Raw genomic sequence first — 14284 nt, 5'->3', positions numbered from 1 at the left:
CCATGATCGGCGGGACCCGGGGCGCCCATGTCGGCGTCGCCGGGCCCACCGCCCTGCTGGTCGAGAAGGTCGACAACCCCACCCCCAGGGTCTCGGTGGCGGCCGGGTCGGTGTGGCTGCCAGACGACGTCGCCGTGAGCCACAAGGGCGCGGTGCACTTCGCGAATCTCGACGCCGGCATTCAGCTCCAGTGCTCCACCCCCAAGCCCGGCGAAGCCGCCCGCACCGACCTGGTGGTGGCCTTCGCCGACCCCGACTCCGTCCCCGCCGGCCCCCAGCTCGCCGACATCCGCACCACCGCGGACCAGTACATGCAGCCCGTCTCCTACGCCGCCGACGGCACCCCCTACGCGACCGCCGCCTCCGGGACCCAGGTGACGAAGGAAGGCGCGAAGGGCTGGTCGATCGCCGTCCTCGCCGAGTCCACCCCCGGCGCGCGCGACTGGCCGGTGCCGTCCAACGCGGTGCGGCTCGCGCTGGTGAACATCGCCCAGACCGGCATCACCGGCATCGAAGACCAGCGCTTCGTCACCGCCGGACAGCTCGACACCACCCCTCTGCGCCACCTGCGCACCGCAGGAGCCCAGGGCATCGCCCAGGTCACCGCCGGGGCTCCGGCCGGCTCCCTGGTCTACGACACCGCGACCACCGCCCTGCACAAGGTCACCGGCCCGAACACCACCGCCCCGCTCGTCCCGGGCGCGGTCCGCCTGGACATCTCCTACCAGGCCAACGATGGAGCGTGGGGCTCGGAGGGCTGGCACCAGTTCACCGCGCCCGCCGCCCCGTACCCGCGCCTGGCGACGGTGTCCTTCGAGGTCAGCTACCGGGGCGACTTCGGCGAGGGATGGATCGTCCCCATGGTCATCGGGCACGGCGAGCGCCGCCGTGCGGGACGCCCGCAGTACATCAGGGCCGGAGACTCCCGCGACGTTCGCGGCACCGCCACCGTCAAGGTGCCGGCCGGAACACCTCTGAGCGTTGCCACCGCCGTCACCACGGACAACACCCAGGCCAACAACGTCCGGCTCGTGGCGTCGTGGACGTCCTGCGCCGACGCCGTCGTCTTCCCGGCGGCCTGATGGCGTCCGACTACCGCGTGATCCTCTCCGAGTTCAAGGGCGGCGCCCTGCTCGCCGAACTGCCCGTCTCCGCCCTGAACTACCGCTCCATCCTCAACGCCCCCGGCTCCGCCTCGTTCACGGTCCCTTTGGCCTCCGAACCGCTGGCCGGACTCGACTGGTCGCTCATATCGCCGTGGCGGATCACCGCCCACGTCCAGCGCGGCAGCCGCGTCCTGTGGGGCGGCCCGCTGCTGACCTGGAACGTGGACCTGGCCGCCGAGGAGATGACGCTCGACTGCGTCGGCCTGTGGGAGTACTACCGCCGCAACATCATCAACCTCGGGTACTCCACCGGCACCACGCCACGCGAACAGACCACCATCGCCCGCGAGCTGATCCAGCAGTTCGCCGACAACCCCTCGCCCGTCGCCCCCGGCGAGTACGGCTACTGGGGCAGCAACGGCCCCGGCGCGCTGACCTTCGGCCCCGACCTGGACACCATGAAACGCGAGCGCACCTACGACTGGTTCGCGTGGAAGTCCGTCGGTGAGGCCGTCGAACAGCTCGGCGCGGTGATCAAGGGCTTCGACTTCCGCATCGATCACGACTGGGACGTGGACGCCCGCGTGATCCGCAACCACTTCCGCTTCCTGTACCCGGCCAGCGGCCAGGACACCGGCATCGTCCTGGAGCACGGGGCGAACTGCACCGTCACCTCCGTCACCAGCGATGGCGACAAGATGTGCACCGAGACCGGTGTCAACGGCGCGGGCGAAGGCTGGTCGCAGCTGAAGTCCTGGTGGTACAACGGCCAGCTCGAAACCGAGGAAGGCCGCCGCATCCCCCGCCTGGCCGCGATCGAGACCAACAACTCGGTGGTGCGGGTGGAGACCCTGACCGCGCAGGCCGAGCGCATGACGGCTGTCGGTGCGTTTCCGATCGTCGTGCCGGAGGTCACCCTGCACCCGGGCGGCGAGTACTCCGCCGCCGAGCTGCGTGTCGGCCACAAGATCCGCGTCCGCGCCCGCACCGCGAAGTGGCCGGGTATCGACGCCGAGTACGTCATCCAGGAGATCAACACCAAGGTCTCCCGGACCGGCGAGGAGACCACCCTGGCCCTCGTCCCCGTCACGATCTTCGAGCGCGTGGACGACTGGGTGAAGGGCGAACTGGAGGCAGCCGCGTGACCGTCTACGGCCGCCCCACCCTTGCCGACGAGTTCCAGACCATCGACACCCGCCTGGCCTCCATGGAACGCACCGCGTCCGCACTCGGCGCGGTCCTGCCCATGACCCCCTACCGGCCCGGCCTGGACGTCACCACCACCTGGCGCGCCGCCGCCACCATCCCCACCGCCGGCATCGCCCACCCCGTCCTGCGCCTGGACCTGCGCGTCTCCGCCAAGCAGGGCGCCAGCGTCTGGCTGCGCCTGTTCGACGTCGACCGGGCCCGCGCCGTCACCGCGGAGTGGCAGTACACCGGCGGTGCGCTCAACAACGGCTGGGTCCGCCTGGACTGGGTCCTGCCCACCGGAGGCGGCCAGCCCGGCGAATGGCAGCGCGTCCAGCTCCAGACCCGCACCGACGTCGAGGGCGGCGGCACCGTCGACCCCGGCGTGGCCATGGCCCTCCCGTTCAACCAGGCCCCGCGCGCGACCGAGGCCGGCACCTGGACCCCCGTGCCAATCCCGCCCGGCTACGCCTGACACCCCGACCTCGCGGGCCACCTACTCACGTGAGTAGGTGGCCCGTCGCACACCCGAAAGGCCCTGCTCCATCTCCCGCGAAGCAATGATCACCGAGGCCCTGACGTGGGCCGACCAGAACTACCGGGGCGGCCTGTCCCCGAACGGCAAGTACTACGACACCCCGTTCGGCCGCTGGTATGGGCTCAACCACGAGCCGTACTGCGACATGTTCGTGAGCTGGTGCGCCGACAAGGGCGGCGAGGCCGCGACTGTCGGCAAGTACGCCTACTGCCCCAGCCACGTCCAGTACTTCCGCGACAAGGGCCAGTGGCACGGCCGCGACGCCGCCTTCAAGCGCGGCGACATCGTGTTCTTCTCCTGGGACGGCGGCCCGACCGCCGACCACGTCGGCATTGTCCTGGAGGACTCCGCCCCCGGCCAGAGCGTGAAGACGGTGGAGGGCAACACCGCCCGCACTTCCGGCGCGGGCCAGGGCTCCGGCGGCTGCGTGGTGCGCAAGACCCGCCCCCGCTCCGTCGTGCTCGGCGTCGGCCGCCCCGCCTACTCCACCAGCGGCGCCAGCGGCACCACCGCGCCGTCGACCGGCCAGGCCGTCACCATCAACGGGCTGGCGTACGGCCCGGGTGCGCGCGGCGAGCACATCACCGCCATGGGCCGCGCCCTGGTGCGCGCGGGCTGCTCCCGCTACACCCAGGGCCCCGGCCCGGTGTGGGGCCGTGCGGACACCGAGTCGATGCGCGCCTACCAGATCAAGATCGGCGACACCGCCGACGCCGACGGCATCCCCGGCCCCAAGCAGCTCGCCCGCCTCCTCGCCGAGCACGGCGACGCCACCGAGCCACTGCCGACCGTGCCGCCGGCCACCCGCACGATCACCGTGCGCCGGGGCATGACCCTGGGCGGCATAGCCGTGGCACTCGGTACCACCGTTGCCGGGCTGCTCACCCTCAACCCGCAGATCGCCGACCCAGACCGGATCACCGAGGGCCAGCAGCTCACCGTCCCCGCCGCGTCCGCCCCTGTCGCCGCCCCGGAGGCGACGGCGAGCCCGGAATCGGCCGAGACCGCCCCGGCCGAGCCCGAGCAGCCCGCCCCGAATCCGGACCCGCTGCCGTCCCCGGCCCCGGGCGCGGCCACCCACACCGTCGTCGCGGGGGACACCCTGGCCGCCATCGCCGTCCGCTACGGCGTCGGCCTGGACGCCGTGGTCAACGCCAACCCGCAGATCACCGACCCGGACCGGATCGAGGCCGGCCAGGTCGTCAGCCTCCCGACCGCCCCCGCCGGGGCCGCCGCCGCGCCGGTCCACACAGTGCTGCCGGGCGACACCCTGTGGGACATCGCCGGGAGCTACCGGGTCACCCTGGAGGCGCTGGTCGCCGCGAACACCGCCACCGTGGCGAACCCGGACCTGATCTTCCCCGGGCAGGACATCGTGATCCCGGACGGCTCCGCCCCCGTCCCGCGCCCGGCACCGGCCCCGAAGGTCGAGCCCGAGCCGAAGGCCCCGGCCGCCGAGGAAGCTCCGGCCGCCCCGTCTCCGGTCGCCGAGGAGCCGCCGGCCGCGACAGGCACCGGCTACTCGGATGACCTCGCCGGGTGGATCGAAGAGGCCCGGGACATCCTGCGGGCGAACGGCGACCTCGTCCCGTCCGCCGCCGCGATCGAGCACCGGGCGATGGTCGAGTCCGGCGGCAACCCACTGGCGGAGAACCACTGGGACAGCAACGAGGTGTACGGGGGCACGTTCGGGCTGCTCCAGTGCATCCGGCCGACCTTCGACGCCTACTCGCTGCCCGGCCACCGCGACATCCTCAACCCGGTGGACTCGATCATCGCCGGGGTCCGCTACGCCAACGCGACGTACGGCTCGTTCGAGTCGATCGCCTGGAAGGCGGGCGGGTACTGATGGCCGACGAGAACGAGCGCCTGGGCGGCGTCGTCATCGGCCCGAGGGAAATCTACGACCAGCTGGTGGGCGTCCGGGAGGACGTCCGCTCGCTGGCGCAGAGCAGCGCCACCGTGGACCAGACCCTCAAGGACCACGAAGACCGCGTCCGCGCACTGGAGCGCTGGCGCTACGGCGTCGTGGCCTCCGGCCTCGCCGGAGGCACCGCACTGATCACCGACGTCGTCGCACGCCTGAAAGGCTGAGCACCATCGAAGACCTGAAGACCTGGATCACCGACAACCCCGTGAAGGCGCGATCGGCCCTCGTCGCTGCGCTGACCGCGCTGGGCACCGTCGTGCCCAAGCTCGCAGGGATCGAGACCAACGAGGCCGTCATCGGCCTGCTGCTGATGGCCGCCACGATGGCCGCCGGCCACTCCGCGGGTAAGCGCGTCGTCACGCACGCCACCGACGCAGCCAGCACCGAGGCCGCCCGCGCCGCAGCGCTCGCCGAGTGCTGCGCGTGCCCCCACGCCGACCCCCACACCGCCGCCCCGCCGCAGGGCGACGGCATGAAGCGCAAGCGGTAACCCCTGGGCCCCGGCTCGTCCTGCGTGGACGGGCCGGGGCCCTTTTCGCGTTCCGGGGCTCTGCGGGACGGGTTGTTAACCGGTCCGGCTCAACGGGGTGCGAAGGAGGTTCCGACATGAAGAACATCGCGCTGATCGGCCGGGCGAGGTCCGGCAAGGACACGGCCGCCGGGGTGCTGGCCGAGTACGGGTACGTCCGGCGCGCGCTGGCCGACCCGCTCAAGCAGATGGCCTACGACATCGACCCCGTGGTGGGCGTCGAGCTGCTGGGCGTCGACGCCCCGGTCCCGGTCCACCTCGCCGCTGCGGTGGACCGCTACGGCTGGGAGGCGGTGAAGGACAGGTTCCCAGCGGCCCGCCGCTTCTTGCAGCGCCTTGGGACCGAGGGCGTCCGCCGGCACGTCGCCGAGGACTTCTGGATCACCCGCTGCGTCACCGCCGCTGCCGCGTCGCAGCGGCCTGTGGTCGTCACCGACGTGCGCTTCGACAACGAGGTGAACGCCCTGCGCGCGGCCGGGTTCGCGGTCTGGTTCATCGACCGTGGCGCCCCCGACGGCGACCACCCCAGCGAACAGCTCGGCCCCGCGCACGCCGACCAGGTGATCCCCAACACCGGCACCCTCGCCGACTTCCACGCCCGAATCCACGCAGCCCTGGAGGCCCTGTGACCTTGCGCGACCGCTACGACGCGATCGACCGCACCGCGACCGCCATCGAGAACATCGTGTTCATCTACACCCCCGTGCCGGACCCGCTCACCCCGCAGGAACGCGCGGCCGGCGAGCAGGCCGCCACCGCGCGCGTCCGGGCGGAGGTGCCCGGCTTCTCGGACACCCTGCCCTCGCTCGCCACCACGGCCTGACCCCGGCCTTCCCCGGCCCGCCCTGCCCCGGGCGGGCCTTTCCCATGCCCCGCCGCAGAAACGAGAGCACATGTCCGAAGGCGTCCGCACGATCCACCAGAAGGGCTCGCGCTACTACGTCCACCCCAACACCGGGGACCTCGCCCCGTCGGTGACCAGCATCCTGAACATGGAGGCGAAGCCCTTCCTCCAGACCTGGGCGGCCGGCATGGCCGCCGAGTGCGCGGTCACGGACCTGGAGGTCGTCCAGCGCATCGCCGCCCGCGACCGCCAAGCCGCCGTCGACTTCCTGACCTACGCCGCGAAGCGCTACACCAAGGTCCGCGCCGACGTCGGCTCGCTGGTCCACGACTACTTCGAGCTGCGCCTGCGCGGCGAGGAGGTGCCCTACCCGCACCACGACGTCGAGCCGTACGTCCCGCACATCGAAGCGTGGCTGGACCGCTACCAGCCCGAGCTGCTGCACGCCGAAGACGTGGCCTGGTCGCGCGAGCACGAGTACGCCGGCTCGTTCGACTTCATGGTGAAGATCAACGGCAAGACGGTCCTGGGCGACCTGAAGACCGCGAAGTCGGTCTACCTGTCGGTCGCCTACCAGCTCGCCGCCTACGCCCACGCGGACGACCTGATCACCGTGGACCGCAAGCTCCAGCCGTTCCCGAAGATCGACGCCGGAGCCGTGCTCCACATCACCCCGCACAGGGCGGAGTTCCGCCCCGTCAGGATCGACCGCGACATCTTCGACCGGTTCCTCACCCTGCGCCGCCGCTTCGCCGATGACCGCGCCTCGGACGCCGGGATCATCGGCCGCGTCGCCTGGAAGAACGAGACCGGCCACCTCACGGGCACCGCCCGCCGCGCTGCCTGAACCGGCCTGTTAACCACCCCGGCTCAACGCCCGGGGCGGGGTGTTGACCGCCCCGGCTGAACCCTCTGGGCGGGGTTGTTAACCGCCCCGGCTCAACCTCCGCGAGCGGGGTTCGAGGCGGGCTGTTAACCGCCCCGGCTCAACGTTTGCGAGCACGGCTGTCACCCGCCGCAGCTCAATGCTCACGAGAGCGGCTGTTAACCGCCGCCCCTTTAAACGGTGTGAACGCGGGGCCGGCCGACCGGCGGCCCCACCCCCTGACAGAAACGGATGCCCTTGAGCGACGCACTCGACAACATCTTCGACAGCGACCCCGAGCTGGCCGAGCGCGCGGAGCGCGCCGAGGCCAACGCCCGCCCGGACGTCGCCGGGACCTTCCGGGCCTACGAGCCCGACCCGGCCGGCGGCTTCCCGCGCGCGCTGCACCAGTGGCGGATCACCTGCGCGCTGCCCGCCACGGCGGACGCCGTGGCCGAGCTGCTGGGCGGCACCCCGCACGAGCTGGACACCGAGGCCGAGGACGCCATCGCGGTGGACACCGACACCGACCGCGTGGAGGTGATCATCGACGGCCCCGACGCGATCGAGTTCGACATGAAGCACTGGGTCAACGGCAAGCTCGCCCACCACTGCGACACCCGGACCTTCCTCAGCCCGCCGGAGGACGTCGGCGTGCCGTGCCGCTGCCCGCGGACCATCGCGGAGCTGCGGGCACGGGCGAAGGACGAGCGGGGGCCGAAGCCGGACATCCGCATCAACTTCCGGCTCGCGCACGACCCGCACCTGGGCGTCTTCCGCTACAAGACGTCGGGCTGGACGCTGATCAGCGAACTGCCCGCGCTGAAGAACGCCCTCGCCAAGGCCGGCGGCCCGGCCCTGGTCCACCTGATCAACGAACGCGTCCAGTACGAGAGCAAGGCGGGCCGGGACGTGGACTACCAGAAGCTCACCGCCAAGGTGATCAAGCCCTACGAGCAGGCCATCGCCGACACCAAGGCGGCGGCGATCGAGGAGGAGCCGCCGTTCTAACCGGCGCTCCACCACCAGCGGGACCGGTCCCTTCGGGGCCGGTCCCGCCCCCGTTTTCCCTGGAGAGAGAAACCGATGTACCCCTGTACCACCGTCACCGTCCACCAGCCGGCCCCCTGGGCGGGCAACCACCGCCACGGCGCGCCGTGGGACTCCGCCGAGAAGCACCGGCTCACCGAGCTGCGCGCCCGGGGCGTCGCCTTCACGGAGGTCGCCCGGCTGCTCGGCCGCACCGAGGCGGCCGTGCGGGCACAGGCGAGGAAGCCCGCGCCCGGCGGGGCGGGCGTGCACCTGCCGAACATGCCCGGCAGCCGCATGCGCGGGGACGAGCTGCTGGAGCAGCGGGACCGCACGGGCCTGACCTTCGAGCAGATGGCGGCGCGTGCCGGAATCCTCTCCGGCCCCGGAATCCTGTACATCGTCGCCGCAGGCAAGAACCAGCTCTCCCCGCGCTACACCCTCGCGATCAGGGACCTTCCCGACGCGCGCCGCGCGGCCGTGGCCCCGAGCGTTCCTGTCACGCCGCCGCTTCCCCCGGGCTACGTCACTGTCGTCGTTCCGAAGCACATAGCCGCCGCGATCCAGGAGATCGCCGACGCGATGGGAGCCCAGCAGTGAGCGCCTGGGAGATGGACGCCGAGCTGTTCGGCAAGGCAGGAAGCAAGGCGTTCCTCGCGATGCTCGCGGCACGCTGCGTAGAGGAGAAGTTGTCCGGAGAACGCACGGACCTCGTCCAAATGGACGAGGTCAAGGCCAGCGCAGCCCAGTTCGCCAAGACGTCGGGCAAGGGCGTCAACACGGTCAAGCGCTACCTCGCGGCATGGGATCTCCTCGCAGAGGCCGGGCACGTCCCGCCGCGCGATGAGCTGGCCCCGGGCGTGGACGTGGATCTTCCCGACTCGAAGACGTGGACGGAGTTCTACCGCAAGGCGAATCCGCCGAAGCCGAAGCCCGAGAAGCCGGACGACGTGACGCTGGAGCAGGCCGAGGCCGAACTCGCCGCCGACCCCACGGTGCGCCTGGCCCCGGTGCCTCAGAGCCGCCACATCACGACCTACGTGCAGCGGATGAAGCACGCCACCGAGGACATCGCCGACCGGGCCCCGGATGCCGTCGCGGACGCGGTGATGCGCCTGGTCGACTGCCTGGAGGCCCTGAGCATCCCCGACCAGACGAACCGCGCCTACCTGCACAGCCTGGACGCCGTCGCCGAGCTGGCCGCCGCGTACGCCAACCCCCGATGAGAAAGGACCCTGTGCGCACCCCCACCCCCGCCGGGCCGATCCCGGCCCGCCTCGTCAACCCCCTGCCGGACGTCGACCGGGCACAGGAGATCATGCGCTCCGCCTTCCGCGAGTCGCCCCGCCCGCCGTCGGCCGGCACCCGCAACTCGCAGGCGAAGCTGACCGAGCGCAAGGTCCACGCCATCCGGCGCTGCGCCGATCTGGGCGCCAGCCTCGCCCCGCTGGCCGACGCCTTCGGGATCTCCGAGCGGGCGTGCCGCCACATCGCGCGGCGGACCTCCTGGGCCCACCTGCCGGAGGAGGGGACGGCTCGTTGACCGACTACTCCACGCCGCTGTGGAAGGTCCGGCCCGAGGAGCGCCGGGCCTTCCTGCACGGCCGGGCGCGGGCGCTCGCCGCAGCCGGCGCGTCCGCCGCCCGGGTGCTTCGGGCCTCCGACTCGGCCCACGTCGCCGACTTCCGCGAACCCCGTGACCAGGAGGACACATGACCTACCGCATCGGAGCGGGCACCGCCCCGGCGATCGGCGACCTCTACACGGCAGGGCCCGGCGACACGATCGTCTTCCTGCACGACGCCCGCCAGCGCCCCGACTGGCTGCGCTACTGGCAGGCCGCGGCGGTCGCCGTGTTCCGGGGCGCGGCCCTGACGGTGGTGTCCGCGTAGTGGCCAACCGCGCGAAGGCCAAGGGCACCGCCTGGGAGTCCGCGGTGGCCGACTACCTGAACGAACAGCTCGGCCAGTACCGGGAGTTCTGGAAGGACGGCGACCGCGCGGTGCGCTGGAAGGACCCCACCGACCGCGACAACGTCCGCCGCCAGGTACAGGAGGGCGTCAACGACATCGGCGACCTCGGGGTTCGCCCGTTCGCCGGAGAGTGCAAGGCCGAGAAGCAGTTCGACCTCGCCGCCTACGTCCGCCAGGCCGAGGCCGAGGCGAAGAACGCCGGGATGCCGTTCGGCGTCGCCTACGTGAAGCGGCCCCGGGCCCGGACCGAGGACGGGTACGCCGTCACGTCCATCCGCACCCACGCGGCGATCGTCAAGGCCCTGCGGGAGGCCGGTTACTAGAGAGAGGAGCGGGACGTTGCGCATGTCGGCGATCCTGGACCGCCTGGAGGAGTGGCGGGACTACCAGCCTGGTGAGTGGGTCGCCCGCTGCCCGGCCCACGACGACGGGAAGCCGTCGCTGTGGCTCAACCTGAAGACGTCCGGCATGGTGGGCCTGGCCTGTCGCGCTGGGTGCCGCTTCGAGGATGTCGTCGCGGGGATGGGCCTTCTGCCGAGGAACCTGTTCAACGTCGACCCCGAGGGCTTGGTCGCCGTCGCCGAGGCCCGGCCGCAGCCGGTCTCCCCGTTCCTGGCGGCCGGGCTGCGGGTGTGGCTGGACGGCCTGCCGGCCGGAGACGATGCGGCCCCGGCCGTGGCCTACGCGCAGGAACGTTTCGGCCTCTCCCTCGCCGAGCAGGAGCGGCTGGGCCTGCGCTGGTGGCCGGGCCCGCAGCCGTGCCCCGACTGGGTCCCGACCCCGTTCCTCCGCTACCCCCGCCTCGTCGTGCCGATGCACGACTTCGCGGGGGAGGCCAGGGGCGCCCAGGGCCGGGACCTGTCGGGCCGATGCCCGGTGCGGTGGGTCTCGCTGGCGAACCCGGAGGGGTTCGAGTGGCAGCGGTTCGGGGTGTTCCCGGGCCCCGACGCGGGCGCGCCGTGGATCGTCGCCGAGGGCCTGTCGGACCCGCTGGCGATCGTCGCCGACGGCCACAACGCCGTCGGTGTGCGCGGGGCCGCGCTGCTCAACAACGACCCGTCGACCCTGGACGCGCTGGCCGCCGGCCTGGCCGACAGGGACGTTCGGGTGTGCGGTGACAACGACCGCTCCGGCCACGCCTTCGCCCAGACCATCCTGGCCGCCCTGCACGAACGGGGTGTGCCCGCCCGGCGGTTGACCCTGCCCGCCGGTTTCAAGGACTACGCAGTTTGGAGATCCACCCGGTGACGGTGTGCCACATCGACCGTTTGACCACCCCGTACGTGCCGGACGGGCCGTCGCTGACCCTGCCGCCGGCCGAGGCGGTGGCCGCCTACCGCGAGGCGGCGTCGCGCTACGGCGCCTCGGACATCGTCAACGCCCACGCCTTGGTGCGGTTCAGGAAGGGCGGCATCAAGTACGCCGACGGTGTCGGCTTCCACGTGTGGAACGGCACGCACTGGGTGAGGGACGAGGTGCTGGTGCGCCAAGCCGCCCACGACCTCGGGGCGGCGATGGTGGAGACGCTGGCCCGGGAGAAGGCGGTCATCCGCGAGGCCCTGGCGCTGAAGCTCGCGGGGGACGCGTTGGAGGCGGAGTACGAGAAGCAGGTCGCCGCGCTGCCGCTGGCGAAGGCCGCGAAGGGCTTCACGATGGCGCGCAGGATCGATGACATGATCCGCGAGCTGGCGTCGGTTCGCGGGGTGAACTGCTCGGTGGACGACTTCGACAACCAGCCGCACCTGCTGTCGTTCGCCAACGGGACCCTCGACCTGCGCACCGGGGTTCTGAGGCCGCACGATCCGGCGGACATGCTGACCAAGTCCCTGCCCTGGAACTACAACCGGCTGGCGAAGGCGAAGCGGTGGCGGCGCTTCCTCAAGGAGGTGTTCCCCACCGAGCCGTCCATGGTCGACTACATCCGCCGGCTGTGCGGGTACGGCATCACGGGCAGCACCGCCGAGCAGGCGTTCGCGGTGCTGATCGGGACGGGCGCCAACGGCAAGTCGGTGTTCCTGGACACCCTCTCGTACGTCTTCGGGGACCTGTCGGAGACGACCCGCTTCGAGACCTTCGAGGACCGGGGTTCCAGCATCCCCGCCGACCTGGCCGCGCTGCGCGGGGCCCGGATGGTGATGGCCAGCGAGGGTGAGGCGGGCAAAGCGATGAGTGAGTCCGTCCTGAAGCGCGCCACCGGGTCGGACCGCCTCACCGCGCGGTTCATGCGGGAGAACTTCTTCACCTACCAGCCCACCTTCCTGCTGTGGCTCGCGTCGAACCACACCCCGGCGTTCCGGTCGCAGGACGAGGGCCTGTGGAGGCGCGTGAAGTTGATCAAGTTCGACCGCTACTTCGCACCGGAGGAACGCGACCACGGCATCTTCGCCGACCTGCGCAAGGAGGCCGAGGGCATCGCCGCGTGGGCCGTGGCCGGGGCGGTGGAGTGGTACCGCGACGGGCTGAGGGAGCCCGACTGCATCAAGGCCGCGACCGCCAACTTCAAGGAGAACAGCGATGCCTTGGCGGAGTTCCTGACGGACGTCCTGGTCAAGACCGGAGACGACAAGCACCACGTCCCCAGCCAGGACGCCTACAACGCCTACCGCGACTGGTGCGAGGCCCAGGGCGAGAAGGCGTGGACCCGCCGCGGATTCGTCTCCGCCCTGGACGAGCGCGGCATCCGCCAGCACCGCATGACCCGTGGCCGCGTGCTGCTCGGCGTCCGCTTCGCGGCCGAGAGCGCTCCCGCCGGCCCGGGGGTCTTCGACACCACCAACGACTAGGAAGAGAGCACATGCGGGTACACCCGTACCGGCTGGCCGGAGAGCCGGTCGAGATCAAGGTCCCCGAACGAGCGGACGACCTGCGGGAGTTCCGCACCTGGTGGACCGCCCACGCGGCGGCCGGCACCCTGCTGGGCTTCGACACCGAGACCACCGGCCTCGCGTGGACGGACCGAATACGCCTCGTCCAGCTCGGCGACACCCACACCGCGTGGGTGATCCCCGTCGAACTCGGCGGCCCCTTCCGCGCCGCCGCGATCGAGGCCCTGGCCGCACTGCCGAACCTCGTCGCGCACAACCTGGCGTTCGACGCACTGAAGGTCGACACCGAACTGGGCATCCGGCTCGAAGACCTCTACCCCCGCGCCCAGGACTCCCGCATCGCGGCCCACCTGCTCGACAGCCGCCACGACTACGAAGGCGGCGTCGGCCTGTCCCTCAAACCGCTGTCCGCCTGGTACGTCGACCCCGCAGCGCCCGACACGCAGAACGACCTCACGAAGGTGTTCAACGGGCTCGGGCTGACCAAGGAGAACGGCTGGGCCCGGATCGACCTCTCGCACCACGTCTACGAGCTGTACGCCGGTCTCGACGCCTTGCTCGTCGCCCGGCTGCTGCCCAAGCTGCTGGACCGCTACCGGGCCGAGGGCCTGCGTTCGGCGCTGCTGCCCTACGAACACCAACTCGCCCTGGTATGCGCGAAGCTCCAGCGCACCGGGATGCTGATCGACCCCGAGTACACCAAGGGGCTCGTCGGCCGGCTCGCCGACGAGAAGAAGTTCTTCTCCGACGTGGCGGCCCGCTTCGGCGTCGACTCGGTGAACTCCCCGGACCAGGTGGCCGGCGCCCTGCTGGGGATGGGCGAACGGCTTACGGAGAAGACCGACAGCGGCGCGCTCTCAGTGGCCAAGGAGGTGCTGCTGCCCTTGGCGGACCTTGACCAGGACTGGGAGCGCCTGGGGATGCGCGAGCCCAACCCGCTCGCCGACGCCGTGTTGAGAGCTAAAAGGGCCGGGAAGTGGTCGACCAGCTACGCCGAGGCGATGCTGAACAACCGCGACCACTTCGACCGCATCCACCCGAAGATCAACCCGCTCGGTGCCCAGACCGGCCGCGCCTCGCACTCCGACCCCGCAATGGCCCAGCTTCCCTCGCACGGCTGGGAGGTGCGCCGGTGCGTGGTCGCCGAGCCGGGCCACGTCTACTTCTCCGTGGACCAGCAGGCGGTCGAACTCCGCGTGCTGGCCGCGCTGTCCGGTGAGTCCCGGATGATCCGGGCCATCGCCTCGGGCAAGGACCTGCACGGCTTCGCCGCCGAGATGATGTACGGCGAGGACTTCGACAAGGGGCAGCGCACGCTGGCGAAGATCGCCGGTCTCGGCACCGCCGACCAGGGCGGGGGCGCGCCGCGGGCCCACCAGACCCGCCCCGCCGTCCCGGGCAAGCGGGGCCCGCGCCCCCGCGGCGGCCCGGCGGGCCCCCGCCTCAAGCCGGGGGGC

General features: G+C 71.8%; 19 protein-coding genes. All 19 read left to right on the top strand.

Features of this window, described 5'->3' with window-relative positions; all coding sequences use genetic code 11:
- Positions 1 to 2: 2 nt before the first annotated feature.
- On the top strand, positions 3 to 1082 hold the full coding sequence (locus ACH5AR_RS22810) for a hypothetical protein (protein ID WP_396303300.1): 1080 nt from the start codon (positions 3 to 5) through the stop codon (positions 1080 to 1082).
- Positions 1082 to 2251 (top strand): hypothetical protein, encoded by a 1170-nt coding sequence (locus ACH5AR_RS22805; RefSeq protein ID WP_396303299.1) that lies wholly within the window; start codon positions 1082 to 1084, stop codon positions 2249 to 2251. The genes ACH5AR_RS22810 and ACH5AR_RS22805 overlap by 1 nt, the downstream gene beginning before the upstream one ends.
- Entirely contained in the window at positions 2248 to 2769 is a 522-nt protein-coding gene (locus tag ACH5AR_RS22800) for a hypothetical protein (RefSeq protein ID WP_396303298.1), read from the top strand. The genes ACH5AR_RS22805 and ACH5AR_RS22800 overlap by 4 nt, the downstream gene beginning before the upstream one ends.
- Before the next feature lie 85 nt (positions 2770 to 2854).
- Positions 2855 to 4681, top strand: a complete 1827-nt coding sequence (locus tag ACH5AR_RS22795; protein WP_396303297.1) for a LysM peptidoglycan-binding domain-containing protein — start codon at positions 2855 to 2857, stop codon at positions 4679 to 4681.
- A complete protein-coding gene (locus tag ACH5AR_RS22790; protein WP_396303296.1) occupies positions 4681 to 4926 on the top strand; it encodes a hypothetical protein in 246 nt (81 codons plus the stop codon). The genes ACH5AR_RS22795 and ACH5AR_RS22790 overlap by 1 nt, the downstream gene beginning before the upstream one ends.
- Positions 4927 to 4967: 41 nt before the next feature.
- The gene (locus tag ACH5AR_RS22785) at positions 4968 to 5252 is read left to right on the top strand and encodes a hypothetical protein (protein ID WP_396303295.1); all 285 of its coding nucleotides are present in this window, start codon (positions 4968 to 4970) and stop codon (positions 5250 to 5252) included.
- 116 nt (positions 5253 to 5368) lie between these two features.
- Positions 5369 to 5920 carry a hypothetical protein gene (locus ACH5AR_RS22780; protein WP_396303294.1) on the top strand — a complete coding sequence of 184 codons (552 nt, stop codon included), beginning with the start codon at positions 5369 to 5371 and terminating at the stop codon, positions 5918 to 5920.
- Positions 5917 to 6114, top strand: a complete 198-nt coding sequence (locus ACH5AR_RS22775; protein WP_396303293.1) for a hypothetical protein — start codon at positions 5917 to 5919, stop codon at positions 6112 to 6114. Before ACH5AR_RS22780 ends, ACH5AR_RS22775 begins: the two co-directional genes overlap by 4 nt.
- A gap of 70 nt (positions 6115 to 6184) precedes the next feature.
- The gene (locus ACH5AR_RS22770; protein WP_396303292.1) at positions 6185 to 6982 is read left to right on the top strand and encodes a hypothetical protein; all 798 of its coding nucleotides are present in this window, start codon (positions 6185 to 6187) and stop codon (positions 6980 to 6982) included.
- A gap of 276 nt (positions 6983 to 7258) precedes the next feature.
- Positions 7259 to 8011, top strand: a complete 753-nt coding sequence (locus ACH5AR_RS22765) for a hypothetical protein (RefSeq protein ID WP_396303291.1) — start codon at positions 7259 to 7261, stop codon at positions 8009 to 8011.
- Between the two features lie 75 nt (positions 8012 to 8086).
- Positions 8087 to 8629 carry a hypothetical protein gene (locus tag ACH5AR_RS22760; protein ID WP_396303290.1) on the top strand — a complete coding sequence of 181 codons (543 nt, stop codon included), beginning with the start codon at positions 8087 to 8089 and terminating at the stop codon, positions 8627 to 8629.
- The gene (locus tag ACH5AR_RS22755) at positions 8626 to 9255 is read left to right on the top strand and encodes a hypothetical protein (protein WP_396303289.1); all 630 of its coding nucleotides are present in this window, start codon (positions 8626 to 8628) and stop codon (positions 9253 to 9255) included. Before ACH5AR_RS22760 ends, ACH5AR_RS22755 begins: the two co-directional genes overlap by 4 nt.
- Positions 9252 to 9572, top strand: coding sequence for a hypothetical protein (locus tag ACH5AR_RS22750; RefSeq protein ID WP_396303288.1), 321 nt, complete (start codon positions 9252 to 9254; stop codon positions 9570 to 9572). Before ACH5AR_RS22755 ends, ACH5AR_RS22750 begins: the two co-directional genes overlap by 4 nt.
- Entirely contained in the window at positions 9569 to 9745 is a 177-nt protein-coding gene (locus tag ACH5AR_RS22745) for a hypothetical protein (RefSeq protein ID WP_396303287.1), read from the top strand. Before ACH5AR_RS22750 ends, ACH5AR_RS22745 begins: the two co-directional genes overlap by 4 nt.
- A complete protein-coding gene (locus ACH5AR_RS22740; RefSeq protein ID WP_396303286.1) occupies positions 9742 to 9921 on the top strand; it encodes a hypothetical protein in 180 nt (59 codons plus the stop codon). Before ACH5AR_RS22745 ends, ACH5AR_RS22740 begins: the two co-directional genes overlap by 4 nt.
- Positions 9921 to 10325, top strand: coding sequence for a hypothetical protein (locus ACH5AR_RS22735; RefSeq protein WP_396303285.1), 405 nt, complete (start codon positions 9921 to 9923; stop codon positions 10323 to 10325). The genes ACH5AR_RS22740 and ACH5AR_RS22735 overlap by 1 nt, the downstream gene beginning before the upstream one ends.
- A gap of 22 nt (positions 10326 to 10347) precedes the next feature.
- On the top strand, positions 10348 to 11250 hold the full coding sequence (locus tag ACH5AR_RS22730; RefSeq protein WP_396303284.1) for a toprim domain-containing protein: 903 nt from the start codon (positions 10348 to 10350) through the stop codon (positions 11248 to 11250).
- Positions 11232 to 12785: a phage/plasmid primase, P4 family gene (locus ACH5AR_RS22725; RefSeq protein ID WP_396303283.1), complete on the top strand. Its 1554-nt coding sequence runs from the start codon at positions 11232 to 11234 to the stop codon at positions 12783 to 12785. Before ACH5AR_RS22730 ends, ACH5AR_RS22725 begins: the two co-directional genes overlap by 19 nt.
- 11 nt (positions 12786 to 12796) lie before the next feature.
- Positions 12797 to 14284 (top strand): DNA polymerase (locus tag ACH5AR_RS22720; RefSeq protein WP_396303282.1); only part of this gene is annotated, 1488 nt, incomplete at its 3' end.

This window comes from Kitasatospora sp. NPDC018619 (assembly GCF_044391605.1).
Classification (GTDB): domain Bacteria; phylum Actinomycetota; class Actinomycetes; order Streptomycetales; family Streptomycetaceae; genus Kitasatospora.
This window is presented reverse-complemented; position numbering and strand designations above follow the sequence as displayed.